Annotated in this window: 31 protein-coding genes; 9 read left to right on the top strand and 22 right to left on the bottom strand. The window is 66.6% G+C overall.

The genetic code is table 11. The features are described from left to right. From Q0L89_RS06785 to folK, 9 genes are all read right to left on the bottom strand, one after another. Positions 1–315: ribonuclease III domain-containing protein (locus Q0L89_RS06785; protein ID WP_296763397.1), on the bottom strand; the 315-nt coding region annotated here is incomplete at its 3' end. Beyond that, entirely contained in the window at positions 312–1,154 is an 843-nt protein-coding gene (gene lepB / locus Q0L89_RS06790) for a signal peptidase I (RefSeq protein WP_296763398.1), read from the bottom strand. The genes lepB and Q0L89_RS06785, both read right to left, overlap by 4 nt. Before the next feature lie 56 nt (positions 1,155–1,210). Next, positions 1,211–1,612, bottom strand: a complete 402-nt coding sequence (gene acpS, locus Q0L89_RS06795; protein ID WP_296763399.1) for a holo-ACP synthase — start codon at positions 1,610–1,612, stop codon at positions 1,211–1,213. Then, positions 1,609–2,217 (bottom strand): hypothetical protein, encoded by a 609-nt coding sequence (locus Q0L89_RS06800; RefSeq protein WP_296763400.1) that lies wholly within the window; start codon positions 2,215–2,217, stop codon positions 1,609–1,611. The genes acpS and Q0L89_RS06800 overlap by 4 nt, the downstream gene beginning before the upstream one ends. Before the next feature lie 72 nt (positions 2,218–2,289). Beyond that, positions 2,290–3,039, bottom strand: a complete 750-nt coding sequence (locus Q0L89_RS06805; RefSeq protein WP_296763401.1) for a pyridoxine 5'-phosphate synthase — start codon at positions 3,037–3,039, stop codon at positions 2,290–2,292. Positions 3,040–3,051: 12 nt separating this feature from the next. After that, positions 3,052–3,735, bottom strand: coding sequence for a DUF2062 domain-containing protein (locus tag Q0L89_RS06810; protein ID WP_296763402.1), 684 nt, complete (start codon positions 3,733–3,735; stop codon positions 3,052–3,054). Between the two features lie 18 nt (positions 3,736–3,753). After that, the gene (locus tag Q0L89_RS06815; protein ID WP_296763403.1) at positions 3,754–5,889 is read right to left on the bottom strand and encodes a bifunctional (p)ppGpp synthetase/guanosine-3',5'-bis(diphosphate) 3'-pyrophosphohydrolase; all 2,136 of its coding nucleotides are present in this window, start codon (positions 5,887–5,889) and stop codon (positions 3,754–3,756) included. Between the two features lie 34 nt (positions 5,890–5,923). After that, positions 5,924–6,280 (bottom strand): DNA-directed RNA polymerase subunit omega, encoded by a 357-nt coding sequence (gene rpoZ / locus Q0L89_RS06820; protein WP_296763404.1) that lies wholly within the window; start codon positions 6,278–6,280, stop codon positions 5,924–5,926. Positions 6,281–6,359: 79 nt separating this feature from the next. Further along, positions 6,360–6,923: a 2-amino-4-hydroxy-6-hydroxymethyldihydropteridine diphosphokinase gene (folK, locus tag Q0L89_RS06825; RefSeq protein ID WP_296763405.1), complete on the bottom strand. Its 564-nt coding sequence runs from the start codon at positions 6,921–6,923 to the stop codon at positions 6,360–6,362. 147 nt (positions 6,924–7,070) lie between these two features. On the opposite strand from folK, the gene Q0L89_RS06830 reads away from it, so the two are divergent. The 4 genes from Q0L89_RS06830 to Q0L89_RS06845 all read left to right on the top strand — a co-directional run bounded on the left by Q0L89_RS06830 (position 7,071) and on the right by Q0L89_RS06845 (position 9,158). Next, on the top strand, positions 7,071–7,643 hold the full coding sequence (locus Q0L89_RS06830; RefSeq protein ID WP_296763406.1) for an NYN domain-containing protein: 573 nt from the start codon (positions 7,071–7,073) through the stop codon (positions 7,641–7,643). A gap of 99 nt (positions 7,644–7,742) precedes the next feature. After that, a complete protein-coding gene (locus Q0L89_RS06835; RefSeq protein ID WP_296763455.1) occupies positions 7,743–8,189 on the top strand; it encodes a YqaA family protein in 447 nt (148 codons plus the stop codon). 55 nt (positions 8,190–8,244) lie between these two features. Continuing rightward, complete coding sequence (gene trmB, locus Q0L89_RS06840) at positions 8,245–8,961, top strand: tRNA (guanosine(46)-N7)-methyltransferase TrmB (RefSeq protein WP_296763407.1); 717 nt, start codon at positions 8,245–8,247, stop codon at positions 8,959–8,961. A gap of 71 nt (positions 8,962–9,032) precedes the next feature. After that, positions 9,033–9,158 (top strand): hypothetical protein, encoded by a 126-nt coding sequence (locus tag Q0L89_RS06845; protein ID WP_296763408.1) that lies wholly within the window; start codon positions 9,033–9,035, stop codon positions 9,156–9,158. A 91-nt stretch (positions 9,159–9,249) separates the two neighbouring features. Here Q0L89_RS06845 and Q0L89_RS06850 read toward each other — a convergent pair whose 3' ends face one another. Together Q0L89_RS06850 and Q0L89_RS06855 are read right to left on the bottom strand one after the other, a co-directional pair. Beyond that, on the bottom strand, positions 9,250–9,480 hold the full coding sequence (locus Q0L89_RS06850; RefSeq protein ID WP_296763409.1) for a DUF1150 family protein: 231 nt from the start codon (positions 9,478–9,480) through the stop codon (positions 9,250–9,252). Between the two features lie 5 nt (positions 9,481–9,485). Next, positions 9,486–9,899: an Hsp20 family protein gene (locus Q0L89_RS06855; protein WP_296763410.1), complete on the bottom strand. Its 414-nt coding sequence runs from the start codon at positions 9,897–9,899 to the stop codon at positions 9,486–9,488. Positions 9,900–10,061: 162 nt separating this feature from the next. Between Q0L89_RS06855 and Q0L89_RS06860 the strand changes: the two genes are divergently transcribed. The 4 genes from Q0L89_RS06860 to Q0L89_RS06875 are packed head-to-tail and all read left to right on the top strand — an operon-like array spanning position 10,062 to position 12,687. After that, the gene (locus tag Q0L89_RS06860) at positions 10,062–10,286 is read left to right on the top strand and encodes a DUF465 domain-containing protein (protein WP_296763411.1); all 225 of its coding nucleotides are present in this window, start codon (positions 10,062–10,064) and stop codon (positions 10,284–10,286) included. Positions 10,287–10,339: 53 nt separating this feature from the next. Next, positions 10,340–10,840 (top strand): 5-(carboxyamino)imidazole ribonucleotide mutase, encoded by a 501-nt coding sequence (purE, locus tag Q0L89_RS06865; RefSeq protein ID WP_296763412.1) that lies wholly within the window; start codon positions 10,340–10,342, stop codon positions 10,838–10,840. Beyond that, positions 10,833–11,933 carry a 5-(carboxyamino)imidazole ribonucleotide synthase gene (locus tag Q0L89_RS06870; RefSeq protein ID WP_296763413.1) on the top strand — a complete coding sequence of 367 codons (1,101 nt, stop codon included), beginning with the start codon at positions 10,833–10,835 and terminating at the stop codon, positions 11,931–11,933. The genes purE and Q0L89_RS06870 overlap by 8 nt, the downstream gene beginning before the upstream one ends. A 16-nt stretch (positions 11,934–11,949) precedes the next feature. Further along, the gene (locus Q0L89_RS06875) at positions 11,950–12,687 is read left to right on the top strand and encodes a hypothetical protein (protein ID WP_296763414.1); all 738 of its coding nucleotides are present in this window, start codon (positions 11,950–11,952) and stop codon (positions 12,685–12,687) included. A gap of 27 nt (positions 12,688–12,714) precedes the next feature. Here the strand turns inward: Q0L89_RS06875 and Q0L89_RS06880 are convergent, their stop codons facing one another. The 10 genes from Q0L89_RS06880 to trxB form a co-directional block, all read right to left on the bottom strand. Next, on the bottom strand, positions 12,715–13,368 hold the full coding sequence (locus Q0L89_RS06880) for a phosphoribosylanthranilate isomerase (RefSeq protein ID WP_296763415.1): 654 nt from the start codon (positions 13,366–13,368) through the stop codon (positions 12,715–12,717). A gap of 42 nt (positions 13,369–13,410) precedes the next feature. Continuing rightward, on the bottom strand, positions 13,411–13,761 hold the full coding sequence (locus Q0L89_RS06885) for a LapA family protein (protein WP_296763416.1): 351 nt from the start codon (positions 13,759–13,761) through the stop codon (positions 13,411–13,413). A 10-nt stretch (positions 13,762–13,771) separates the two neighbouring features. Then, positions 13,772–14,053 (bottom strand): integration host factor subunit beta, encoded by a 282-nt coding sequence (gene ihfB / locus Q0L89_RS06890; protein ID WP_296763417.1) that lies wholly within the window; start codon positions 14,051–14,053, stop codon positions 13,772–13,774. Between the two features lie 282 nt (positions 14,054–14,335). Then, positions 14,336–16,021, bottom strand: a complete 1,686-nt coding sequence (gene rpsA, locus Q0L89_RS06895; RefSeq protein ID WP_296763418.1) for a 30S ribosomal protein S1 — start codon at positions 16,019–16,021, stop codon at positions 14,336–14,338. 250 nt (positions 16,022–16,271) lie between these two features. Continuing rightward, positions 16,272–16,892 (bottom strand): d(CMP) kinase, encoded by a 621-nt coding sequence (locus tag Q0L89_RS06900; protein ID WP_296763419.1) that lies wholly within the window; start codon positions 16,890–16,892, stop codon positions 16,272–16,274. After that, positions 16,889–17,413: a hypothetical protein gene (locus tag Q0L89_RS06905; RefSeq protein ID WP_296763420.1), complete on the bottom strand. Its 525-nt coding sequence runs from the start codon at positions 17,411–17,413 to the stop codon at positions 16,889–16,891. Before Q0L89_RS06905 ends, Q0L89_RS06900 begins: the two co-directional genes overlap by 4 nt. 4 nt (positions 17,414–17,417) lie before the next feature. Further along, positions 17,418–18,770 carry a 3-phosphoshikimate 1-carboxyvinyltransferase gene (aroA, locus tag Q0L89_RS06910; RefSeq protein WP_296763421.1) on the bottom strand — a complete coding sequence of 451 codons (1,353 nt, stop codon included), beginning with the start codon at positions 18,768–18,770 and terminating at the stop codon, positions 17,418–17,420. A gap of 149 nt (positions 18,771–18,919) precedes the next feature. Continuing rightward, positions 18,920–19,795: an ion transporter gene (locus Q0L89_RS06915; RefSeq protein WP_296763422.1), complete on the bottom strand. Its 876-nt coding sequence runs from the start codon at positions 19,793–19,795 to the stop codon at positions 18,920–18,922. A gap of 164 nt (positions 19,796–19,959) precedes the next feature. Continuing rightward, positions 19,960–21,672, bottom strand: a complete 1,713-nt coding sequence (locus Q0L89_RS06920) for a bifunctional sulfate adenylyltransferase/adenylylsulfate kinase (protein ID WP_296763423.1) — start codon at positions 21,670–21,672, stop codon at positions 19,960–19,962. A 223-nt stretch (positions 21,673–21,895) separates the two neighbouring features. Further along, the gene (trxB, locus tag Q0L89_RS06925) at positions 21,896–22,840 is read right to left on the bottom strand and encodes a thioredoxin-disulfide reductase (RefSeq protein ID WP_296763424.1); all 945 of its coding nucleotides are present in this window, start codon (positions 22,838–22,840) and stop codon (positions 21,896–21,898) included. A 230-nt stretch (positions 22,841–23,070) separates the two neighbouring features. Here trxB and Q0L89_RS06930 point away from each other — a divergent pair, with 230 nt between their 5' ends. Continuing rightward, positions 23,071–23,571 (top strand): Lrp/AsnC family transcriptional regulator, encoded by a 501-nt coding sequence (locus tag Q0L89_RS06930; protein ID WP_296763425.1) that lies wholly within the window; start codon positions 23,071–23,073, stop codon positions 23,569–23,571. Between the two features lie 153 nt (positions 23,572–23,724). Here the strand turns inward: Q0L89_RS06930 and Q0L89_RS06935 are convergent, their stop codons facing one another. After that, positions 23,725–23,868, bottom strand: coding sequence for a hypothetical protein (locus tag Q0L89_RS06935; protein WP_296763426.1), 144 nt, complete (start codon positions 23,866–23,868; stop codon positions 23,725–23,727). Positions 23,869–23,889: the final 21 nt, after the last annotated feature.

The following is a 23,889-nucleotide window of genomic DNA, read 5'->3' on the forward strand; positions in this document are numbered from 1 at the left end:
CATCTCGGAGCGGCCCAGTTTCATCACTTCGCCCAGCCCGATCTCGGCGGCGACCTCCGCGCAGGCTTCCTTGCGCACCAGCGCGTTGAAGCGCGGCGCAAGCTGACCCTCGCGCGCCTCGGCGTCATGGGCCAGCAATGCCTCGGCCATGACCAGCCCCAGCACCCGATCGCCGAGGAATTCCAGCCGCTGGTTGTCGTTGCGCGCCGGCGACGACATCGACGGATGGGTCAGCGCGCTCAACAGCAACTCGGCCCGCGCGAAACGGTGCCCGATGCGGGCCTCGAAGGCCCTGATCTCTGCTGACAGCTTCACTCGATCCTCTCGAAAAAGCGGTCGCCGCGCCAGGTCCAGAAGGCCAGCATCGAGCGACCCGCGGACGAGAACATCACCCGGTCGGCGCGGCCGATAAGGTTTTCGTAGGGTACCATCCCGACGCCGCCGGCGGCTTGCGGCACGCGGCTGTCGGTGGAATTGTCGCGGTTGTCGCCCATGAAGAAATAGTGCCCCCGCGGCACCGTGTAGAGCGGCGTGTTATCCGACCCCTGCCGCCCGATGTTCAGGATCGAGTGTTCGATGCCGTTCGGCAACGTCTCGATCTGGCGTGACTTGAGACAGGTGCCGCCCTGGCCCACGGGGCCGTTTTCGCAGCGCGGGCGCAATCCCTGCGGCCCCTGCGGGCGTGCCACTTCGCGGAAAACCCCTGCATCGCGCACCGCGACCGCGTCGCCGTTGATGTGCAGCACGGCCTCGCGAACCTGCACGGTGTCGCCCGGCAGCCCGATCAGCCGCTTGATGTAGTCCTGGCCGTTGACGGGGTGGCGGAATACCACCACGTCGCCGCGTTCGGGCTGCCCGCCCAGGATGCGGCTGTTGTCGCCGTCGAGAAAGCCGCAGATGTCGCGCGCGTCGATGTCGATGCCGATGCTGCCCAGCCGGATCGACGGGCACGAGGCGTAGGAATAGCCGTAGGTCATCTTGTTGACGAACAGGAAATCGCCGATCAGCAGCGTATCCTTCATCGACCCGGATGGAATCCAGAACGGCTGAAAGAACAGGGTGCGGAAGATACCGGCGATCAGCAGCGCATAGACGATCGTCTTGATCGTCTCGACGATGGCATTGCCCTTTTTCTTTCCGGTGTCCGAGGCCATGTCCGAATTCTCCTGTGGGGGCGCTGCGCGCTTCATGGGCGCCGCGCCGCTGGGTGTCAAGGCAACGGCCGCGCCTCGATCACGACAAAGGCCTGTGCCCAGGGGTGGTCGTCGGTCAGGGTAACGTGCACGAGGGCCTCATGGCCCGCCGGCGTCATCTCGGCCAGCCGGTCGGCGGCCCAGCCCGTAAGGTGCATGCGCGGCTGGCCGGTGCCGAGGTTGGACACGCCCATGTCGCGCCACGCGATGCCCATGCGCAACCCCGTGCCCAGCGCCTTGGAACACGCCTCTTTCGCGGCCCACCGCTTGGCATAGGTGCCGGGCGTGTCGGCGCGCCGTTCGGCCTTGGCCTGCTCGATATCGGTGAACACGCGGGCGCGGAACCGGTCGCCGAAACGATCGAGCGTGCGCGCGATGCGCTCGATATTGGCCAGGTCGGTGCCGACGCCGAGGATCATCGGGCGGCTTTCGGCGCGGGATCACAGGTGAGAATACTGCACCCGAGTCCGGTCACTGTGCTCACGACCATTGCGTAGCTTTCCGAAAAGTCCGGCATTTCGGGAAGATGCTTCGTTGCTGCCGCCCACGCGGTCCCAGGACTATCGCGGATGGTGCGCCATACCGCAGCGCGGTCGGGCACTTCGATTCCGCAAACCTTGCCGGTGTCGATAGTAGTGTCGGTGTTGAAGGAACGATCAAGTTGATCGAGATCCTGCATGGTCTGGCAGGCTTCATTTATTTCCCAGGCGGTTCCGGCCACGATCACCCCGACTCCGACAACTGGCAGTGCCTCGCCGGCGATCGACGCCACGTTTCGGGCGGAGGTGACAGAAACTCTTTTCGCAATACGTTGGCTTGTGCGTGTGACCTGTTTACGGACAATTTTGCGCCGTGCCTTGGTGCGCGCGCGGACTGTCCCTTTCCAGCCAGCCGCTTCGACAGCCGATGACATGACATTGAAAACACCCGAGACCGTCACCGTAGCAATGTTCAGCGCGATCAAGGCGACCATAAACAGCAACAATATGCCGCGGGACAGGGACATCGCCCAGCGCACCGGCATGGAAATGTATTTGAATAAGCGTCCTATGGTCGTCCCCGTTGGTTTATCTGATCCTGTGGGCGGCTCCAGTTGTCATCTCCGCGCCTCATCCATAAGGCGGCGCATTTCGGCAATCGCGGGGCCCAGCCCGCGAAAGATCGCCTCGCCGATCAGGAAGTGGCCGATGTTGAGTTCCATGACCTGTGCCATGGCGGCGATGGGCGCGACCGTGTCATAGGTCAGGCCGTGGCCGGCGTGCACCTCAAGCCCCAGGTCGGCGGCCAGCGCGGCCATGTCTCGCAGGCGCTCAAGCTCGGCATCGCGCGCCTCAAAGCGCCCGTCGGCGTGGGCATCGCAATAGGCGCCGGTGTGCAGTTCGATCACCTGTGCGCCGATGCGGTGCGCCGCCTCGACCTGGGCGCGCTCAGCGGCGATGAAGATCGACACGCGGCAGCCCGCCTTGCGCAGGGGCGCGATGAAATGCGCCAGCCGGTTTTCCTCGCGCGCGACTTCCAGCCCGCCCTCGGTGGTGCGTTCCTCGCGCTTTTCGGGCACCAGGCACACGGCGTGGGGGCGATGGCGCAGGGCGATGGCCTGCATCTCGGCGGTGACGGCCATTTCCAGGTTGAGAGGTACCGAAAGCCCCTGCATCAGCCCGTCGATATCGGCGTCCGAGATATGGCGACGATCCTCGCGCAGGTGCGCGGTGATGCCGTCGGCGCCGGCCTCCTCGGCCAGCCTGGCGGCGCGCACCGGGTCGGGGTAGGCGCTGCCGCGCGCATTGCGCACGGTCGCCACGTGGTCGATGTTCACGCCAAGGCGCAGTTTTCCGTCGGGCTGCATCGTCGCCTCCTGTCACTCACCGCGCGCTGCCGGCCCGTTGCCCGGCCCTGTGTCCGGGACGCGGCGGGCGGTTTTCCTGCGCGCCTCGATCTTTGCCATGATCTTTTTCGCGCGCCGTTTCTGATAGGCGCGGATGATCGGCACCGCAACGTAGTACGATGCCACCGCGGCGGCTAGTCCGGGGATGATGCCGCCCACGAGGTAGGGAAAGAACACCTCGTTGTAGAACACCGACAGCCCGTGCCAATCGGCCGGTCGGCCCAGATAAAGCGCGCGGATATTGCCCACGAGGCTGGTGCCGGCGTCGACGAACTTGCCACCGAGAGAGCGATGCACGTCTTCTTCGACGCCACCGGTGCCGAACCCGAGCAGGAAATATCCGCTTTTCATCGCCACCGCGCCAATCGGCACATAGGTCAGGGGATTGCCTGCGAAAGTGCCCAACAGCGCCGCAAGGATGTTGCCCTGCATCAGCCGCGCCAGAAGCGCCGCGATGATGAAATGCAGCCCGTAGAACGGCGTGAAAGCGGTGAAAACGCCCGCGGCCATACCGCGCGCGATGCGTTCGGGCGAGCCGGGCAAACGGTTCAGCCGGTGCTTGACGTAATGAAAGGCGCGTGTCCAGCCGCCCTTGGGATAGACGAAATCCAGCGCGATCTTCCAGATAGGCCGCCTGTCTCGCCGCTTGAACACCAAGGGCCGCCCCCTTTCCCGCTATTGCCCGCCCGGGGCGCCGGCCCGGTTCGGGTCGCGATGGCGCCGTACGGCAGCGACATCGCTTTCTGCCTCGATCGCCGAGGTCACCGTGTGCAGGTGCTCGGCATCACGCAGGTCGACATCGACCAGCACGCGATAGAAATCGGGTTTGCGGTCGAGAAACTCAAGGTCTGAAATGTTGGCTCTCTGCTCGCCGATCAGTGTGCAGATACGGCCCAGCACCCCGGCGTCGTTGCGGATGGTGACATCCAGCGTCGCGGTGTGGATGGGTGGGTGCTTGCCCGACTGCCAGTGCAAATCCAGCCAGCGTTCGGGCTGATCCTCGAAGCGGGCCAGCGCCTCGCAGTCGATGGCGTGAACGACCACACCCTTGCCGCGATAAGTGATGCCGACGATCCGCTCACCCGGCAGCGGCCGGCAGCACCGGGCACGGTTGTAGGTCTGGTCGGGCGCCAGCCCGATCACCGCGCGGCGGGTATCGACGGTATCGCTGTCGTCGTCGCTGAGGTCCGGATAGACCGCGCGGACCACCTCGTTGGCCGTAAGCTCGGCACTGCCCAGCCGCGCCAGCACCTCGTCGCGACCCTCCAGCCGCAGGTGTCGGGCCGCTGTTTCCAGCACCTTGTCGGTGGCTTTCTTGCCGACATGCTCGAAGGCCGAGCGGGCCAGTTCCCGGCCCAGGCGGATGAAGCGGCCGCGGTCGACCTCGCGCAGGGCGCGGCGGATCGCCGACTTGGCCTTGCCGGTGGTGGCGATGTCCAGCCAGGTCGCCTGCGGCTGCTGGCCCTCGGCGGTGATGATCTCGACCGACTGGCCGTTCTTGAGCCGCGTCCACAGCGGCACGCGCATGCCGTCGACCTTGGCGCCGACGCAGGCATGGCCGATGCGCGTGTGGATGGCATAGCCGAAGTCGATCGGCGTCGCCCCGCGCGGCAGCTTCACCACGTCGCCCTTGGGGGTGAAGCAGAACACCTTGTCGGAATACATCTCCAGCTTGACCGCTTCGAGAAAATCCTCGTGATCCTCCTCGGCGCCCATCTGTTCGGTCAGCGACGACAGCCAGCGCGCCGGGTCAACGGCAAAGGGGTTCTCGCTGCGCACGCCATCCTTGTAGGACCAGTGCGCGGCGACCCCGGTTTCGGCCACGTCGTGCATCTTCTGGGTGCGGATCTGCACCTCGACGCGCTTGCCATCGCGCCCCGACACGGTGGTGTGGATGGAGCGATAGCCGTTCGACTTGGGCTGGCTGATGTAATCCTTGAAGCGCCCCGGCACCGCGCGCCAGCGCTGGTGGATCGCGCCCAGCGCGCGGTAGCAGTCGTTCTCGGTCTCGGTGATGACGCGAAAGCCGTAGATGTCCGACAGGCGGGAGAACCCCATCTCCTTTTCCTGCATCTTGCGCCAGATCGAATAGGGCTTCTTGGCACGGCCGAATACCTGCGCCTCGATTCCGGCCTTTTCCAGCTCGGCGCGCATGTCGCCGGTGATCCGGTGGATGACGTCGCCGGCCTCTTTCTGAAGCGTGATGAAGCGACGGATGATGCTGGCGCGGCCCTCGGGGTTGAGCACCTTGAAGGCCAGGTCCTCAAGTTCGTCACGCATCCACTGCATGCCCATGCGCCCGGCCAGCGGCGCGAAGATATCCATCGTTTCGCGCGCCTTCTGGACCTGCTTCTCGGGTCGCATCGAGCGGATCGTGCGCATGTTGTGCAGCCGGTCGGCGAGCTTCACCAGGATCACCCGCAGATCGCGCGACATGGCCATGAACAGCTTGCGGAAGTTCTCGGCCTGCTTGGTCTCGGAACTGGACAGTTGCAGGTTGGTCAGCTTGGTGACGCCGTCGACCAGGTCGGCGATCTCGGTGCCGAAACGCTCGGCCACCACCGGGTAGGATGCCTTGGTATCCTCGATCGTGTCGTGCAGCAGCGCGGTGATGATGGTGGCGTCGTCGAGCCGCTGCTCGGTCAGGATCGCCGCCACCGCCACCGGGTGGCTGAAATAGGGTTCGCCCGAATGGCGCGTCTGCCCCTCGTGCATGTGCGCACCGTAATCATAGGCAGCGCGAATCAGCGCCTCGTCGGTCTTGGGATTATACAGGCGCACCAGCGCGACCAGATCGTCGACCGCGATCATCCCACCTGCATCCTGCGCCGGCCGGTCAAGGGCTTCAGCCCTGCCCTTGCGCTTCCATCAGCGCGCGCAGCAGCTTTTCCTCCGACATGTCGTCCTCGGCCGGCTTGTCGGGTTCGCCGCCGCCCATCAGCAGCGACATCGAGTCGTCTTCGGGCTCGTCAACCTCGATCTGCTGCTGGTTTTCCTCGATCAGGCGCTCGCGCAGATCATCGGCCGATTGCGTCTCTTCGGCGATCTCACGCAGTGCCACGACCGGGTTCTTGTCGTTGTCGCGCTCCACCGTCAGCGGCGCACCGGCTGAAATCTCGCGCGCGCGATGGGCGGCCAGCAGTACCAGTTCGAACCGGTTCGGCACTTTGTCGACGCAATCTTCAACGGTAACGCGGGCCATCGGGCACTCCAATCAATCGGTCGTGGCGAATTCTCAGGGAAGCGGTGTCTTATAAGGGATCGCGGCGTGATTCAAGCGCCTATTCAAGCGCTACGACCGCGGCCAGATCGGCCATCGGCAATGCATCGCGCATCTGTGCGACGCTTTTGCCCAGAACCGGGTGAATCCAGCCTCCGGCCACCTCGGCCAGCGGCACCAGCACGAAGGCGCGGTCCTGCAGGCGCGGGTGCGGCAATATCAGCGCCTCGGGCGCGGTGCGGCGCTGCGCGTCGGCGTCCAGAGCGCGCCAGCGCTCATATGTGGCCAGGTCGGGCAACACCTGGTCATCCACCGCGATCAGGTCCAGGTCGAGGGTGCGCATGCCCCAGCGGTGCTGTCGCGCGCGCCCGAACGCGGCCTCGATTGCGTGCAGCCGCTCAAGCATCGCCCGCGGCCCCGGCCCGCCAGCCACGGCGATGGCGGCGTTCACGTAATCCGGCCCGGCGCCGGGCGGAAAGCATGGCGTGCGGTAGAAGCGGCTTGTCGCGCGGATATCGAGCCCACCGGCGCGCATTGCCTCCAGCGCCGCGCGCAGCGTTTGTTCGGGCGCGCCGGCGTCGGATGGCATGTTGCTGCCCAGCGCGATCAGCGAAAGTTGATCCATTTTGTATCCGCCCTATCCTTTTTACCGTATAGTGGTGGTTGAAGGTCTCGGCCGCGCGTCTTAATTTGCGCAGCAGGCCTCGCTCCGCCCCAACTTCCATACACTCACGGACCCCGGGGGCGAAGGTACAAACCGGAAAGGTATTTCATGTTTTACAAGGACGAACGGCTTGCGCTGTTCATTGATGGATCGAACATCTATGCCGCCGCGCGCGCGCTGGGGTTCGATATCGACTACAAGTTGCTGCGACAGGAATTCATGCGTCGCGGCAAACTCCTGCGGGCGTTCTATTACACCGCGCTGCTGGAGAACGATGAATACTCGCCGATCCGGCCGCTGGTGGACTGGCTGCACTACAACGGCTTTTCCATGGTCACCAAGCCGGCCAAGGAATACACCGACAGCCAGGGCCGCCGCAAGGTCAAGGGCAACATGGACATCGAGCTGACGATCGACGCCATGGAACTGGCGCCGCATGTCGAGCACATCGTGCTGTTCTCGGGCGACGGTGATTTCCGGCCGCTGGTCGAAAGCCTGCAGCGGCAGGGGGTGCGCGTGTCGGTCGTTTCGACCATCCGCAGCCAGCCACCGATGATCGCCGACGAGTTGCGCCGCCAGGCCGACAACTTCATCGAACTCGACGAGCTGCGCGAAGTAATTGGCCGTCCGCCGCGCGAGGCACCCGCCACGCGTCAGCGCGAAGAAGATGTCGCCGACTGATCGCGCCACGCTGCGCCACCATGACCGGGCAGGGCCGGGGCGTGCTGCCCCGGCCTTTGTCTTGCGCGCCGCTGCTTCGCGCAGCAACCGGTGACCGCCATGCTGGGCGACGTGGCGCAACTGGGCATGCTGTTCGCCGCAGCCTTCGGCGCCGCCACGGTCTTGCCGTTCCAATCCGAGGTGGTGTTCGTTGCCTTGCAGGTGGCGGGGAAGCTGTCGCCGGGGCTGCTGATCGCGGTGGCCAGCGTCGGCAACGTGCTGGGGGCGCTGGTCAACTACCTGATGGGGCTGTGGATCGAGCATTTCCGCTATCGCCGCTGGTTTCCCGTGAACGCCGCGCAACTGGCCCGCGCGCAACGTTGGTATGCCCGTTGGGGGGTGTGGACGCTGCTGCTGAGCTGGGCGCCGCTGGGCGACGGTTTCACCGTCATCGCGGGGGTGATGCGCACCCACTGGCTGGTGTTCCTGGTGCTGGTCACGATCGCCAAGACCGGCCGCTATGCGGTGCTGGCCTGGCTGACGGCACGCGCCGCCGGGGCCGGCTGAAACGACCAGGGCGGCGGGATTGATCCGCCCGTGGCAAGGCGCTAAAGCGGCGCGCATGACTCAGGACAAGCACCCCACAGGCGCGCCGTGGCGCAACTTCTACGGCCGGTTCAAGGGCAAGCCGCTCAAGCCCGCGCAGGCGGCGTGGTTGCGCGAGGATCTCGATGCGCTCTCCCCCGGCCCGGTGGGCTGGGATGTGAACCCCGACCGCACGCCGCTGGACCTGCCGGCGCTGTTCGCAGAGCGCGACGTATGGCTTGAAATCGGCTTCGGCGGCGGCGAGCACCTCGTGCACCAGGCGCAGGCCAACCCGCAGGCGGGGCTCATTGGCTGCGAGCCGTTCATCAATGGCGTGGCGATGCTGCTGGGCAAGATCCGCAAGTCGGGGGTGGACAACATCCGCGTGCACCCCGGCGACGTGCGCGACCTGTTCGACGTGTTGCCCGATGCCAGCATAGCGCGTGCCTTCGTGCTTTACCCCGATCCGTGGCCGAAGGCGCGCCATAACAGGCGCCGCTTCGTCACGCCGGAACACCTGGAGCCGCTGGCACGCGTGCTCAGGCCCGGCGCCGAGGTCCGGCTGGCCACTGACATCCCCGATTACGTGCGCCAGACGCTTGTCGAGATGCCGCGCCACGGGTTCGAGTGGCTGGCCGAGCGCCCCGAAGACTGGCGCCAGCCCTGGGGCGACTGGATATCCACCCGCTACGAGCAAAAGGCCCTGCGCGAGGGCCGCGTACCGCACTACCTGACCTTCCGGCGACATGGCTGAGCCGGTACGGCGGGCCCGCCGCGACCCCGGTACTGGCCTGTTCGCCGGGAATCGAGCGTTACAACGCCGAGGTGGATGCCTTCCGCGCGGCCGGTGTGGTGTTTCCGAAGATCGGGATATCCTTCCGCGCCTATGGTTTTGGCACGATCGAGGCGCAGGTGCTGTCTGCCATTCTTCGGCTGATGATTCCGCTCTGACCTGCGCGACGCGCGCTATCGGGTCGACAATCGGAAAAGCGGGCGCCCTGATATGGGCTGCCCGGTGTCAAGTTGCCACGGCTGCCCGTGATCAGTGCACCGCCACCGGCGCCAGGTCGTTCTGGCGTGCCAGAACGAAGGCCATGCGCCGGTCGCCAACCAGGGCCAGTTGCTTGCCCTGCGCGTCGTGCACGGCGTAAAGCGTTTCGATCCCGCCTTCCACCTGTTCGCGGACCTCTTCGGGCAGGTCCGCCACCTGTACTGACCGGACGTAAACGATGCGATCGTCCTCGGCCGTGCCGCAATCATATTGCGTATTCATCTGGGTCACCCTTTGCTGATCTGGATCGTTTGAACAACCGTGTCGGAACGCGCGCGTTCAAGATCGACATGCAACAGGCCGTTTTCCAGCCGCGCCTGCCCGACCTCGACGCCGTCGGCCAACACGAAAGACCGCTGAAACTGCCGCCCCGCGATACCGCGGTGCAGGAATACACGATCCTCGCCATCCTCGCCTTGCCGGCCGCGAATGACCAGTTGCCGGTCCTCGACGGTGATCGACAGATCCTCCCGCGCGAAGCCGGCCACCGCCAGTGTGATGCGGTAGGAATGGTCTGATGTCTGTTCGATGTTGAAGGGCGGATAGCCCTCGTTACCCGACTTGGCGCTGCGTTCCAGCATTCGCTCAAGCTGCTCGAAACCCAACAGGTAGGGGTGCGACCCCAGGGAAAGCTTGCTCATCGACACGTCCTTTTCCAAGCGACAGTCCATATGGCGAGCCCCGTTGCGGCGACCCGCGTCTGTATTGAATATGGGTCCGCGCCCCCAGTCGCGCAAGAGCTTTGCCAATCGGCGGCTTTGCAGTATCCTTGGGGCCCCGCACGAGAAATGGAATCATCCGTCATGAATGCCCAGACAGACATTTCCATGAAATCCGACGAGGTTCTGCGCGTCGAACTGGAAGTGTTCCGTCGCGAGCACCGCGACCTTGACGAGGCGATCCGTGCGCTGACGGAAAAGGCCACCGGCGACCAGCTGACGATCCAGCGCCTCAAGAAGAAGAAGCTGCAACTCAAGGACCTGATCGCGCGCATCGAGGACCGTTTGCTGCCCGACATCATTGCGTAGCCCCCCCGCTGGGGTATAGTGCGCGCGCAAAGGAAAAGGGGCGCGGGCACGGCATGGAACAGCAACAGCAGACAGCCCTGGTCGGCATCGTCATGGGCAGCCAGTCCGACTGGGCCACGATGAAAGAGGCCGCGGCGATCCTGGACACCCTGGGCGTGGTGCACGAGGCGCGCATCGTCTCGGCCCACCGCACGCCCGACCGGCTGTGGGAATATGGCCGCACGGCCCTGGATCGTGGCCTGCGCGTGATCATCGCGGGCGCCGGGGGCGCTGCGCACCTGCCGGGCATGATGGCATCGAAAACGCGACTTCCGGTGATCGGCGTGCCGGTGCAGAGCCGTGCGCTTTCAGGCGTCGACAGCCTCTATTCCATCGTCCAGATGCCGCGTGGTTTTCCCGTGGCCACGATGGCGATCGGCGCTGCCGGCGCGGCCAATGCCGGGCTGATGGCAGCGCAGATATTGGCGCTGGACGACGCCGGTCTCGCCGCGCGGCTGGAGGCATGGCGCGCCGAACTGTCGGCCTCGATCCCGCAGGAGCCGCAAGATGACTGATCCCCTGGCCCCCGGTGCAACCATCGGCATTCTGGGCGGCGGGCAACTGGGCCGCATGCTGTCTGTTGCCGCCGCACGCCTTGGCTTCAGAACCTGCGTGTTCGACCCCGGCGACGACTGCCCAGCCAGCCATGTCGCCCACACGCATTTCCGTGCCGGCTATGACGATTCCGATGCGCTGCGCCGCTTCGGCGAGGCCGTTGATGTCATCACCTACGAGTTCGAGAACATCCCCACCGCGGCGCTCGACCTGCTGGAGGGGCTGCGCCCCATCAGCCCGAGCCGCCGCGCGCTGGCGGTGAGCCAGGACCGGCTAACCGAGAAGGCGTTCCTGGGCGAACAGGGGGTGCAAACCGCCCCCTTCGCCGCCGTCGACGACGAAGAAGACCTTGCCGAGGCGCTGATGGAAATCGGCACGCCCGCGATCCTGAAAACCCGCCGCTTCGGCTATGACGGCAAGGGCCAGTCGCGGATCATGGAACTGACAGAGGCCGACCAGGCGCTGGCCGACATGGCCGGTGCGCCGGCGATCCTGGAGGGGCTGGTGGAGTTCAGCGCCGAGGTATCGGTGATCGCGGCTCGGGGCCTGGATGGAGCGGTCGCCTGTTTCGACCCCGGCGAGAACGTGCACGAGGACGGCATCCTGCGAAGCACCACCGTTCCCGCGCGCCTGAGCGCCGCACAGCGCAGCGACGCGGTGCTGCTGGCCGCCAACGTCATGAACGCGCTGAACTACGTGGGCGTGATGGGGGTGGAGCTGTTCGTCACGTCCGGCGGCCTGCTGGTCAACGAGATCGCGCCGCGGGTGCATAACTCCGGCCACTGGACGCAGCAGGGCTGCGCCGTGGACCAGTTCGAACAGCATATCCGCGCCATCGCGGGCTGGTCGCTGGGCGACGGCGAGCGCTATGCCGACGTGGTGATGGAAAACCTGATCGGTGACGACATCGCGCGCGTGCCGCAGATCGCGCGCGAGCCGGGCGCCGCGCTGCACCTTTACGGCAAGGCCGAGGCCCGGCCGGGCCGCAAGATGGGCCATGTCAACCGCGTGACCGCCGCCGGTTCCGGCGCGTCGCTCCCGCGCCGCGGTTGATGCGGGGGCGCGCGCCATGATCGTCAGCCCGTCGCTTGGTTTGCTCTACATCAAACCCCGCAAGGTGGCGGGGTCATCGGTGGAACTGGCACTGTCGCCGCTGTTGGCGCCGGGCGACATGGCCACGCCGGTGAACGGCCAGGAGGAAGCGGCGCGCGACGTCGCGCCGGGGGTGCGGATCGGGCGCATCTCGGGGCGCGGGCCGCTGAAGCTGCGCGATCATTCGCCGCTGCGCCGCGCGGTGGTGGTGCTGGGGTCTGGGATACTCGATTTCCACATCGTCACGACCGAGCGCAACCCCTGGGACAGGGCGGTATCGCAGTTCTTCTGGTCGACGCGCGGCACTGACATGAAAAACCGCCCGTTCGCGGCGCAGAAACGCGCGTTCGCCGACTACGTGCGCCGCTGGGGGCCGGTGACATGGCTGGACCGCGTCTATGGCCGCAAGCGCCAGCGCAGCCTCAGCAGCATCGACATGTACACGTTGCGCGGCAAGGTGATGGCCGACCGGGTGCTGTTCTACGAGACATTGTCGGACGACCTTGCCGCCCTGGGCCGGCACCTGGGGCGCCAGGCATCGTTGCCCGATCTGCGCGCCAAGTCGGGTATCCGGCCGGCAGGCGGCCCGGCCTGGCCCGAATTCTACACCCCCGAGCTGCGCGATTTCGTGGGCGAAATCTGCGCCCGCGAGATCGCAACCTTCGGCTATGCCTTCGATCCCGACACGCGCCCGCACTTCACGCCGCAACGGTGAATGCGCGCCAGGGCCGCTGCCGGGATTTCAAGTGCCGCCCCCCTGCGCCGCCTTGACGAAGGCGCGCATCAGATCGGCGTCTTTCTGCCCCGGTGCGGTCTCGACGCCCGAAGACACATCCACCTGCCGCGCGCCGGTACGCGCGATCGCCTCGGCCACGTTGCCCGGCGTCAGCCCCCCGGCCAGCATCCATGGCACCGGCCAGCGCCGCCCGGCGATCAGCCGCCAGTCGAAGGACAGCCCGTTGCCGCCCGGCAGCGCCGCCCCCGGCGCCGGCTTGGCGTCCACCAGCAGTTGGTCGGCAACCCTGGCGTAGGTGTCGAGCGCCGGCAGATCGTCGGCGCCGGCGACGCCCACGGCCTTCATCACCGGCAGGCCATGGCGGGCGCGGATCGCGGCGACGCGCGCGGGCGATTCGGCCCCGTGCAGTTGCAACATGTCCAGCGGCACCCGGGCGGTGATCTCGTCCAACTCGTCATCCGTGGCGTCAACGCACAGCGCAACCTTGGCCAGCCCCGGCGGGGTATCGAGCGCCAGCGCGCGCGCCGCTTCGGGCGTCAGGTGCCGTGGCGAGCGCGCATAGAACACGAAACCGCAGTATGCAGCCCCCGCGGCAACCGCGGCCGCAACGTGTTCGGGCCGCGTCAGCCCGCAGAACTTGACCGCAATCGGGGATGTCATTGCGAACCGTCCGTCATGCCTGGCGCTGGCCCCGGCGCCAGATCAGCCAACGTCGTCGAGCAGCGCGAGAACCTCGTCCTTGTTCTTGTCGCGCTGACCCTTCACATGCTTGAGTTCGCGCTGCATCGCGGTCACCTCGCGCGCTTTGCGCGCGGCCTCGGCGCGATGCTTGTGCTCGCGCAGCCATTCCCAGACGAAGCCGATCAGCAGCCCTGCCACGATGCCCGCGAAGATCACCACGTAAAGCGGCACGTCGATGGCCAGCGGCAGCCCCGCGAAACCGGCCAGCGTATCGGGCAGCAGCCTGAGCGTGACCACCCCGCGATTGGCCAGCGCCACGGTGATCAGCACCACCGCCAGCGCGGCGACAAGGGCATAACGGACATAACGCATCAAGCAGGCCTCACTTTTCGTTCAAACGCTCGCGCAGCAGCTTGCCGGTCTTGAAGAACGGCACATGCTTTTCCTCGACCTGCACCGCTTCGCCGGTGCGCGGGTTGCGGCCGATGCGCGCGTCCCGGTGTTTGACGGAAAAGGCGCCGAAACCGCGCAGTTCCACGCGATCGCCCCGCGCCATGGCGGCGGTTATTTCCTCAAAGATCGTGTTCACGATCCTTTCAACGTCCCGCTGGTACAGGTGCGGGTTTTCATCCGCGATTCGCTGGATCAGTTCCGATCTGATCATCGACCATCCCCCCGGGGTTGTTTTTGGCCGCGTTCATGGCCTTTTCGGTTCGGCGACAGGCGCGACAATAACCGCGATCGCGCATCAGGGCGAGGCCCCATATTGACGCTTGATCCATTTCTTGCCGATTCAGAGAGGCATTTCAAGGCGCGGCGCCGCACGCACGCCGGATGCCGCGCGTCTCGCCCGGGGTCCGCCGGGGCCGATTCGCCCCGGACGCAAGCGGCCCCGCCCCTTTCGGAGACGGGGCCGCAAGGCCATTCCATGAAGGGCAGGCCGGGTTTACTTGTCGTCCTCGCCCTTGAGCGCGGCACCCAGGATATCGCCCAGCGAGGCACCGGAATCGGAGTTTCCGTATTGTTGGACGGCTTCCTTTTCCTCGGCGATCTCGCGTGCCTTGATGCTCAGCCCGAGGCGGCGCGACTTGGCGTCGACGTTGGTGACGCGCACATCGACCTTGTCACCCACCGAGAACCGCTCGGGGCGCTGCTCGGCGCGGTCGCGGCTGAGGTCGGAGCGGCGAATGAAGCTTTTCATGCCCTCGTATTCCACCTCGACGCCGCCATCTTCGATTGCGGTGACCACAACGGTGATGACCGAGCCGCGCTTGACGCCGCCGATCGCCTCGGAGAACTTGTCGCCGCCCAGTGCCTTGATCGACAACGAGATGCGCTCCTTCTCGGTATCGGTGTCCAGCACCACGGCCTGCACCACGTCGCCCTTGTGGTAGTTCTGGATCGCCTCTTCGCCACGTTCGTCCCAGCTGATGTCGCTGAGGTGAACCATGCCGTCGATATCGCCTTCCAGGCCGATGAACAGGCCGAACTCGGTGATGTTCTTGACCTCGCCCTCGACCTCGGTGCCAGGCGGGTGCGACTCGGCAAAGACTTCCCACGGGTTGCGCTGCGTCTGCTTGAGCCCGAGGCTCACGCGGCGCTTGGCCGGGTCGATATCGAGCACCATGACCTCGACCTCCTGGCTGGTCGAGACGATCTTGCCGGGATGCACGTTCTTCTTGGTCCACGACATCTCGCTGACATGGACCAGCCCCTCGATCCCCGGTTCCAGCTCCACGAAGGCGCCGTAATCGGTGATGTTGGTGACGCGACCGGTATGCACGGTGCCCAGCGGGTACTTGATCGCGACCATGTCCCAGGGGTCTTCCTGGAGCTGCTTCATGCCAAGGCTGATGCGGTGCGTTTCCTTGTTGATCTTGATGACCTGCACGTTGATCGTCTCGCCGATCGAGACGATCTCCGAGGGGTGGTTGACCCGGCGCCAGGCCATGTCGGTGACGTGCAGCAGCCCGTCAACACCGCCCAGATCGACGAAGGCGCCGTAGTCGGTGATGTTCTTGACCACGCCTTCCACGGTTTGCCCTTCGGTCAGGTTGGCGATCACCTCGGCGCGCTGTTCGGCGCGGCTTTCTTCCAGGATGGCGCGGCGCGAGACCACGATGTTGCCGCGGCGGCGGTCCATTTTCAGGATCTGGAAGGGCTGCTTGAGACCCATCAACGGGCCGGCGTCGCGGACCGGGCGCACATCGACCTGGCTGCCGGGCAGGAAGGCCACGGCGCCGCCCAGATCGACGGTGAAGCCACCCTTCACGCGTCCGAAGATGGCGCCCTCGACGCGCTCCTCGTCGGCGTAGGCTTTCTCCAGACGGTCCCACGCGGCCTCGCGCCGGGCCATTTCGTGGCTGATGACGGCCTCGCCGCGCGCGTTCTCTGCGGCGCGCAGGTAAACCTCGACCTCGTCACCGACCGAAATGTCGGGCTCTTCGCCGGGGTTCGCGAATTCCTTGAGATCGACGCGGCCTTCCATCTTGTAGCCGACGTCGATGATGGCCTGGCCCGCCTCGACGGCGATGACCTTGCCCTTGACGACCGTGCCCTCCTGGGGCGTGTCCATTTCGAGGCTTTCGTTAAGGAGGGCCTCGAAGTCCTCCATGGATGCGTTCTGAGCCATGTGGTGTTACGGTTTCCTATTCATTACGTCTGTTTCCGGCCGCGCGGTTGTCTCCGCCGGTCTTGGGGTTTGGTCATTCGGCCGCCGCAAAACGAAAGAGGGCCGGTTGCGTCCGACCCTGCCTGTGCCCTTTGGTCTTGCGGCTTCTTGCGCCCGTCTCGACGCGGGGGCTTATACTGGGCGCACGCGCATCAATCAAGCCCAAGCTTTGCGGGCTCTTGCGCGCGGGCGTGGCGCAAGGCACCGGCGCTCAGCCAGCCCCCGGCGCGCCGGCCTTCTCGACCGCCGCGACGGCGTGTGCCACCGCCTCGTCGATGCTCAGATCCGAGGTGTCCAGCACCAGCGCATCGGCGGCAGGTTTCAGGGGTGCGTCGCTGCGCTCCGTGTCGCGGGCGTCGCGCTCGCGCACGTCGGCGAGCACCGCGTCGTAGCTGGCCGTGCTGCCCGCCTCGCGCAGCTCCAGCCAGCGGCGGTGTGCGCGCACCTCGGCGCTGGCGGTGACGAACAGCTTGGCCTCGGCATCGGGGCAGATCACCGTGCCGATGTCGCGCCCGTCCAGCACCGCGCCACCGGCGCGGCGGGCAAAGGCGCGCTGGAAATCGACCAGCGCCGCGCGCACCTCGGGGATGGCGGCGACGCGGCTGGCGGCCTGCCCTGCTTCGGCGGTGCGCAGCCCGTCGGCTTCGAGGTCCGCGGCGACGAGGCCCTGCGCCGCCGCCACCGGGTCGGCGCCGTCCAGAACCTTGCGCCCGACCGCGCGGTAAAGCAGCCCTGTATCCAGGTGCGCCAACCCGAACCGTGCCGCCACCGCGCGGCCGATGGTGCCCTTGCCGGCTGCCGCCGGCCCGTCGATCGCGATCGCGAAGCTCATTTCGTTCCTCCGTTCCAGCGCCGCCACAGCGCCACGGCGACCGCGCCCAGCACAAGCGTTATCGCCACCGCGTCGGCGGCCGATTTGGCGACCGTCCAGACCCCGGCGCGCGTCACCATCTCGGGGGTGATACCCTGGGCGCCGGCGCGCAACAGCGCCGCGACGGCCGCGTTTTCGAGGTAGTCGAACACCGCGCCGGCCACCGCCACCAGGCTGCCCGCCCGCGCCAGCAGCAGCCACCGCGGCGCCAGCAACAGGTGCAACGCCAGGATCAGTGACAGCGCCAGCAGCGCCGGAAACGTCGTGTCCAGCCAGTGCTGCACGATCAGGTAGGTCTCGCGCCCCTCGGCGTTGAGCACCGCAAGGTAGGCGCGTGCCTCGTGAAACCCATACCCGAACGGCCGCAGATCGAAAAGCGGCAGCCCGTCCGCGGCGGCCATCAGGCGCGGGGTCGTCCACAGCGCCATCGCCAGGTAATTGGCCAGCATCAGCGCCAGCACCGCAAGGAAAACCCGCCGCATGGCTTCAGCCCTCCGCGCGGCGGATGCAGGCGCCCAGCCCGGTCATCAGCGGTTCGAAAACCGGGAACGAGGTGGCGATCGGCGCGCCGTCGTCGACGCGCATCGGCGCCCGGCTGGCCAGCCCCAGCACCAGCAGCGACATGGCGATGCGGTGATCAAGGCGGCTGGCCGCCTGCGCGCCGCCCGGCACGCCGCCGGCGCCGCGCCCGTGCACCACCCACCAGTCGGGGCCGTCCTCGACCTCGACGCCGGCGGCGCGCAGCCCATCGGCCATGGCCGCGATGCGGTCGCTTTCCTTGACGCGCAATTCGCCGACCCCGCGCATGGCCGTCGGCCCTTCGGCAAAGGCCGCCACGACCGACAGGACAGGGTATTCGTCGATCATGCTGGCGGCGCGTTCGGGCGGCACCTCGACGCCTTTCAGGTCCGGCGAAAAGCGCGCGCGCAGGTCGGCGACCGGCTCGCCACCTTCGTCGCGCATGGTTTCAAAGGTCAAATCGGCGCCCATCTCGCGCAGCGTGTCGAACAGCCCCGCCCGCGTCGCGTTGAGCCCGATACCGGGCACCAGCACATCCGATCCGGGCACGATCAGCGCCGCGCAAACGGGAAAGGCCGCCGAGGAGGGGTCGCGCGGTACCGCGATGGTCTGCGGGCGCAGCTCGGGCCGGCCGGTCAGGGCGATCTCGTGCCCCTCGTCGGTGGGACGGGTGACGATCTCGGCGCCGAACCCCGCCAGCATGCGTTCGGTATGGTCGCGCGTCGCCTCGGCCTCGATCACCACGGTTTCGCCCGGCGCGTTCAGCCCCGCCAGCAGGATCGCCGATTTCACCTGCGCCGAGGGCACCGGCACCGCGTAGCGCACCGGCACCGGGTCGGCCGCGCCGATGATGGTCATCGGCAGGCGCCCCCCGGCGCGGCCCACCGCGCGCGCCCCGAACAGGGCCAGCGGGTCGGTCACCCGCGCCATCGGGCGGCTGTTGAGGCTGGCATCGCCGGTGAACGTGGCAGTGATGGGCGAAGTGGCCATCGCCCCCATGATCAGCCGCACGCCGGTGCCGGAATTGCCACAGTCGACAACCTGCGCCGGTTCGGCGAAGCCGCCAACGCCGACGCCGTGCACATGCCAGGTGCCGTCATCGTCGCGTACGACTTCGGCGCCGAAGGCGCGCATCGCCCGGCCGGTATCAAGCACGTCCTCGCCCTCCAGCAGGCCGGTGATGCGGGTGTGCCCCACCGCCAGCGCGCCCAGGATAAGCGCCCGGTGCGAGATCGACTTGTCGCCGGGCACATGTGCCGTGCCCCGTAGCGGCCCCCGCGCGGTCGAGATCATCGGGATGGGGGCGGAATGGCCGGACATGGGCGCACCTTTCGGGAATATCGTTGCGCCGCCTGATAGCAAGGCCGCGCGCCGGCGTCCATCGTCAGCGGCGCCGCCCGAAGGCCCGCGCCATCGGGAGGATCATCCGGGATCAGCCCGCCGGCAAAGGCCCGAGGGGCGGCGTTCTCCTACCGTTTGAGCGCCTCCACCTCGCGGCGCAGGGCACGCAACTCGGCAATGATCTCGTCGTGGTGGCCCTGGCTTTCCGCGATGACGTGCTCGGCCTCTTCGGTGTCCTCGGCCTCGTGCTGGCGCTGGATGGCATCCACCACGATACCGATGAACAGGTTGAGAACCGTGAACGAGGTCACCAGGATGAAGGGCACAAAATACGCCCAGGCAAGCGGGTAAACCTCCATCACCGGGCGCACGATGCCCATCGACCAGCTTTCCAGAGTCATGATCTGGAACAGGCTGTAGAGCGACGCGCCGATGGTGCCGAACCATTCGGGAAAGGCGGCGCCGAACATCTTGGTCGCGATCACCGCGAAGATGTAGAACACCAGCAGCAACAGCCCCAGAATCGACCCGATGCCGGGGATCGAGGTGACAAGCGCACCCACCACCCGGCGCATGGCCGGCACCGCCGAGATCAGCCGCAGCACCCGCAGGATGCGCAGCGCCCTGAGCGCCGACAGGCTGCCGGTGGCCGGGACCAGCGCGATGCCGACCACGACCGCGTCGAAGATGTTCCACGGGTCGCGGTGAAACCGGCCGCGGTAGACCACCAGCTTGGCCAGGATTTCCAGCGTGAACACGGTCAGGAACGCGGTATCCAGCGCCATCAGCAGCGGCCCGGCCACCGACATGACCGTGGGGCTGGTCTCCAGCCCCAGCGTGACCGCGTTGAGCGCGATCAGGACGATGATCGCGTTCTGGAAGTGCGCCGATTCCAGCACCGCCTGCACACGGCCCAGCAGGCCACCCTGTCGCGGCGGGATGCGGCGCAGGCCGGGTGTGTCGTCTTTGCTGTCGCGGGGGCGGGTCTGGCGGTCTTGTGGCATTGCGTCATTATCCGGTCACTTGGGGCGCGGCACGTAGATGGGGCGAAACGCGCCCCTGTGGAAGGGGCGCGACCGGCTTTTCCGGTCTCCCGCGGCTGAAATGCGCAAACGCCCCGCCGGTCGGGGCGGGGCGTTGGTACGCAACTGCCCTACGGATTGTACGCTCAGTAGGCGATGAGGCCCAGCTGTTCGAGCTTGAGCACGACCTGGTGGGCGCAGTTGTCGACCTCCAACCCTTCGGTGTCGACGACCAGCTCGGCGTTGTTGGGTTCTTCGTAAGGGTCTGAAATACCCGTGAATTCCTTGATCTTTCCCTCGCGCGCCAGCTTGTAGAGCCCCTTGCGGTCGCGGCGTTCGCATTCTTCCAGCGAGGTGGCGACATGCACCTCGACGAAGGCGCCGTATTGTTCAACCATCTCGCGCACCGCCCGCCGCGTCGCGGTATAGGGCGCGATCGGCGCGCAGATGGCGATGCCGCCGTTCTTGGTGATCTCGCTGGCGACATAGCCAATGCGCTTGATGTTAAGGTCGCGGTGTTCCTTGGAAAAGCCCAGCTCGGAACTGAGGTGCTTGCGTACCACGTCGCCGTCCAGCAGCGTGACGGGGCGACCACCCATTTCCATCAGCTTGACCATCAGCGCGTTGGCGATGGTCGATTTTCCCGACCCCGAAAGCCCGGTAAAGAACACGGTAAAGCCCTGTTTCGCCCGCGGCGGCGAGGTGCGGCGCAACTCCGTGACCACCTCGGGGAACGAGAACCATTCGGGAATTTCCAGCCCCTCGCGCAGGCGGCGCCGCAGCTCGGTGCCCGAGATGTTGAGGACGGTCACGCCGTCCTCGATCTCGTCGGCGGGCTCGTACTGGGCGCGTTCCTGCACATAGACCATGTGCTTGAAATCCACCATCTCGACGCCGATCTCGTCCTGGTATTTGCGAAACATTTCCTGTGCGTCGTAGGGGCCGTAGAAATCGTCGCCGGCCGAGTTCTTGCCCGGCCCGGCATGGTCGCGCCCGACGATGAAATGTGTGCAGCCATGGTTGGCGCGGATCAGGCCATGCCACACTGCCTCGCGCGGGCCGGCCATGCGCATGGCCAGGTTCAGCAGGCTCATTGACGTGGTCGAGCCGGGGTATTTGTCGATCACCGCCTCGTAGCAGCGCACGCGGGTGAAATGGTCGACGTCGCCGGGCTTGGTCATGCCCACGACCGGGTGGATCAGCAGGTTGGCCTGCGCTTCCTTGGCGGCGCGGAAGGTCAGTTCCTGGTGCGCGCGGTGCAGCGGGTTGCGCGTCTGGAAAGCGACGACGCGGCGCCAGCCCAGCTTGCGGAACATGGCGCGCAATTCGTTGGGCGTGTCGCGGCGGGCCTTGAAATCGTAATGCACGGGCTGCTGGATGCCGGTGACGGGGCCGCCCAGGTAGACCTTGCCGGCCTGGTGATGCAGATAGTTTACCGCCGGGTGCGCGACATCGTCGGCGCCGAATACCTGCGCCGCCTCGCGCGCCTTGTCGGGCGTCCAGCGGTCCGTCACTGTCATGGTGGCGAGGATCACGCCTTCCTGGTCGCGCAAGGCGATGTCCTGGCCCGGCTCGATGCTGGCGGCGAAATCCTCGGACACGTCCAGATTGATCGGCATCGGCCACAGCGTACCATCGGCCAGGCGCATGGTGTCGACGACGCTGTCGTAGTCGGCCTCGCCCAGGAACCCCTTGAGCGGGTTGAACCCGCCGTTCATCAGCAGTTCCAGATCGCAGGTCTGGCGCGGCGTCAGATCCCAACTGACCAGGTTGCCGGCCTCATGCTTGAGTTTCTGTGCGGAATCGTAGGAGACGTAGAGTTCGGTGATCGGTGTCAAATTGGACATGGGCATCTGCATATTCTCGTCTTGTTTCAATGCGGGACAGGGCCGTGGTGCGCGCCCGGAGTCGGGCGCGACCTAGACCGCTGCCAGTGCGAAATTCAAGCGGAGTTTCCTGTCGCGGTGCATTTCGGGCGGATGTGACGCCGTTTTGCCGCCAGGGCCAAAGCTTTCCCGCATGGGCGTCGCGATCGCGAACACCGGTCTTCGACACTGTCGCGCGCCGCCCGGCAGGCAGGGGTCAGTCGTCTTGCGTGGCCAGGAACCGCTCGGCATCCAGTGCCGCCATGCAGCCCATCCCGGCCGAGGTTACGGCCTGCCGGTACTTGTCGTCGGTCAGATCGCCAGCCGCGAAGACGCCGGGCACCGAGGTTTCGGTGCTGCCGGGGCGGACCTTGACATAGCCGCCTTCTTTCATTTCCAGCCGGTCCTTGACCAGTTCGTTGGCGGGCGCGTGGCCGATGGCGATGAACACGCCCTTGCAGGGAATCTCGTGTGTCTCGCCCGTCTCGACATGGCGCACGCGCACACCGGTCACGCCCTTGGGGTTGTCGTCGCCCAGCACCTCGTCAAGCTGGTGGAACCACAGCGGCTCGATCTTGGGGTTCTTTTTCAGCCGGTCCTGCAGGATCATCTCGGCGCGCAACTCGTCCCGGCGGTGGATCAGCGTCACCTTGCTTGCGAAATTCGTCAGGAACAGCGCCTCTTCCACGGCGGTGTTGCCGCCACCCACGACGACGATTTCCTCGCCGCGGTAGAAGAAGCCGTCGCAGGTGGCGCAGGCCGACACGCCGAAGCCCTTGAACGCCTCTTCCGACGGCAGGCCCAGCCATCTGGCCCGCGCGCCGGTGGCCAGGATCACCGCGTCGGCGGTGTAGGTGGTGCCGCTGTCGCTCTGGGCGGTGAAGGGGCGGTTGTCGATGTCGAGATCGGTGATGATGTCGGTGGCCACGTCGCACCCCATGGCCTTGGCGTGGGCCTCCATTCGCAGCATCAGGTCGGGGCCCTGCACCTCGACGTCGCCGGGCCAGTTCTCGACCTCGGTGGTGGTGGTAAGCTGGCCGCCCGGTTCAATCCCCTGCACCAGCACCGGTTCCAGCATGGCGCGGCTGGCATAGATGGCGGCGGTATACCCCGCCGGCCCCGAGCCGATGATCAGAGCCCTGGTGTGTCGTGTTTCGGTCATGGCGCGCCCTCCGGGAATGTGTGGCCGATCTGCGGCAAACGGGTTGCACCCGCCTGTGTCGCGGCGGATATAACCGCGGCGGCGGCACTCTGGAACCCCCAGCGGGCGCAGGGTGCGAATAAGCCGCGTCGTGATGGAATCGTGAAATGATCTTGCGTAGTTGCGAAAGAATATTGCGCGCGGCGGGCGCGGTGTTATAAGAATCACATTCCACCACAGGAGTCCCCGCGATGACCGTGTCCCGGCTCGACGAGATTGACCGCAAGATCCTGGCCGAGTTGCAGGCCGACGGGCGCATGACCAATGTCGAACTGGCGCGCCGGGTGGGGATCTCGGCGCCGCCGTGCCTGCGGCGGGTGCGGACGCTGGAAGAACAGGGCTATATCCGTGGATATCACGCGCAGGTCGATCCGCGTGCACTGGGCTTCGAGGTGCAGGTATTCGCCATGGTCGGCCTGCAAAGCCAGGCCGAGGCAGACCTGTCCGCGTTCGAGGCACGCTGCCGCGACTGGCCGCTTGTACGCGAGTGCCACATGCTCAACGGCGAGGTGGATTTCATCCTTAAATGCGTGGCGCCCGACCTGAGCACCTTCCAGAGTTTCCTGACCGAGGAACTGACCGCCGCCGATAACGTGGCCAGCGTCAAGACCTCGCTGGTCATCCGTGGCGCCAAGGACGAGCCCGGCGTACCGTTCGAGGTGCTGGAGGCGCGGTTGGGCCAGATGGCCTGAGCCCACCGGCCGGCGCCCCGAGAGATGCAGAAAAAAGGAAACCGCCCCGGCGCGGTTGCGCGCGGGGCGGTTTCCCGACGATTACCAAAGGTGGCACTGGTAATCTCTTGGCCGGGGCGGCAGCTTGCCCCGGCCCGGGGCGCTCAATGTGCTTCAGGCGCAGCGTGCGGCGGCTTGCGGCGCGCGGCGGCGCCCGATCATTTCGGCGCGGTGGCTGCCGCGTTGCCACGGCAGGGCGGCGGTTTCGGATTTCGCGACGGCGATCGCCGATTTCATCCAGCGGGGCTGTTTGCGCATTGGCTGCTCTCCTGCCTTGGT

The organism is Sediminimonas sp. (assembly GCF_024637375.1).
In the GTDB taxonomy this organism is placed as follows: domain Bacteria; phylum Pseudomonadota; class Alphaproteobacteria; order Rhodobacterales; family Rhodobacteraceae; genus Sediminimonas.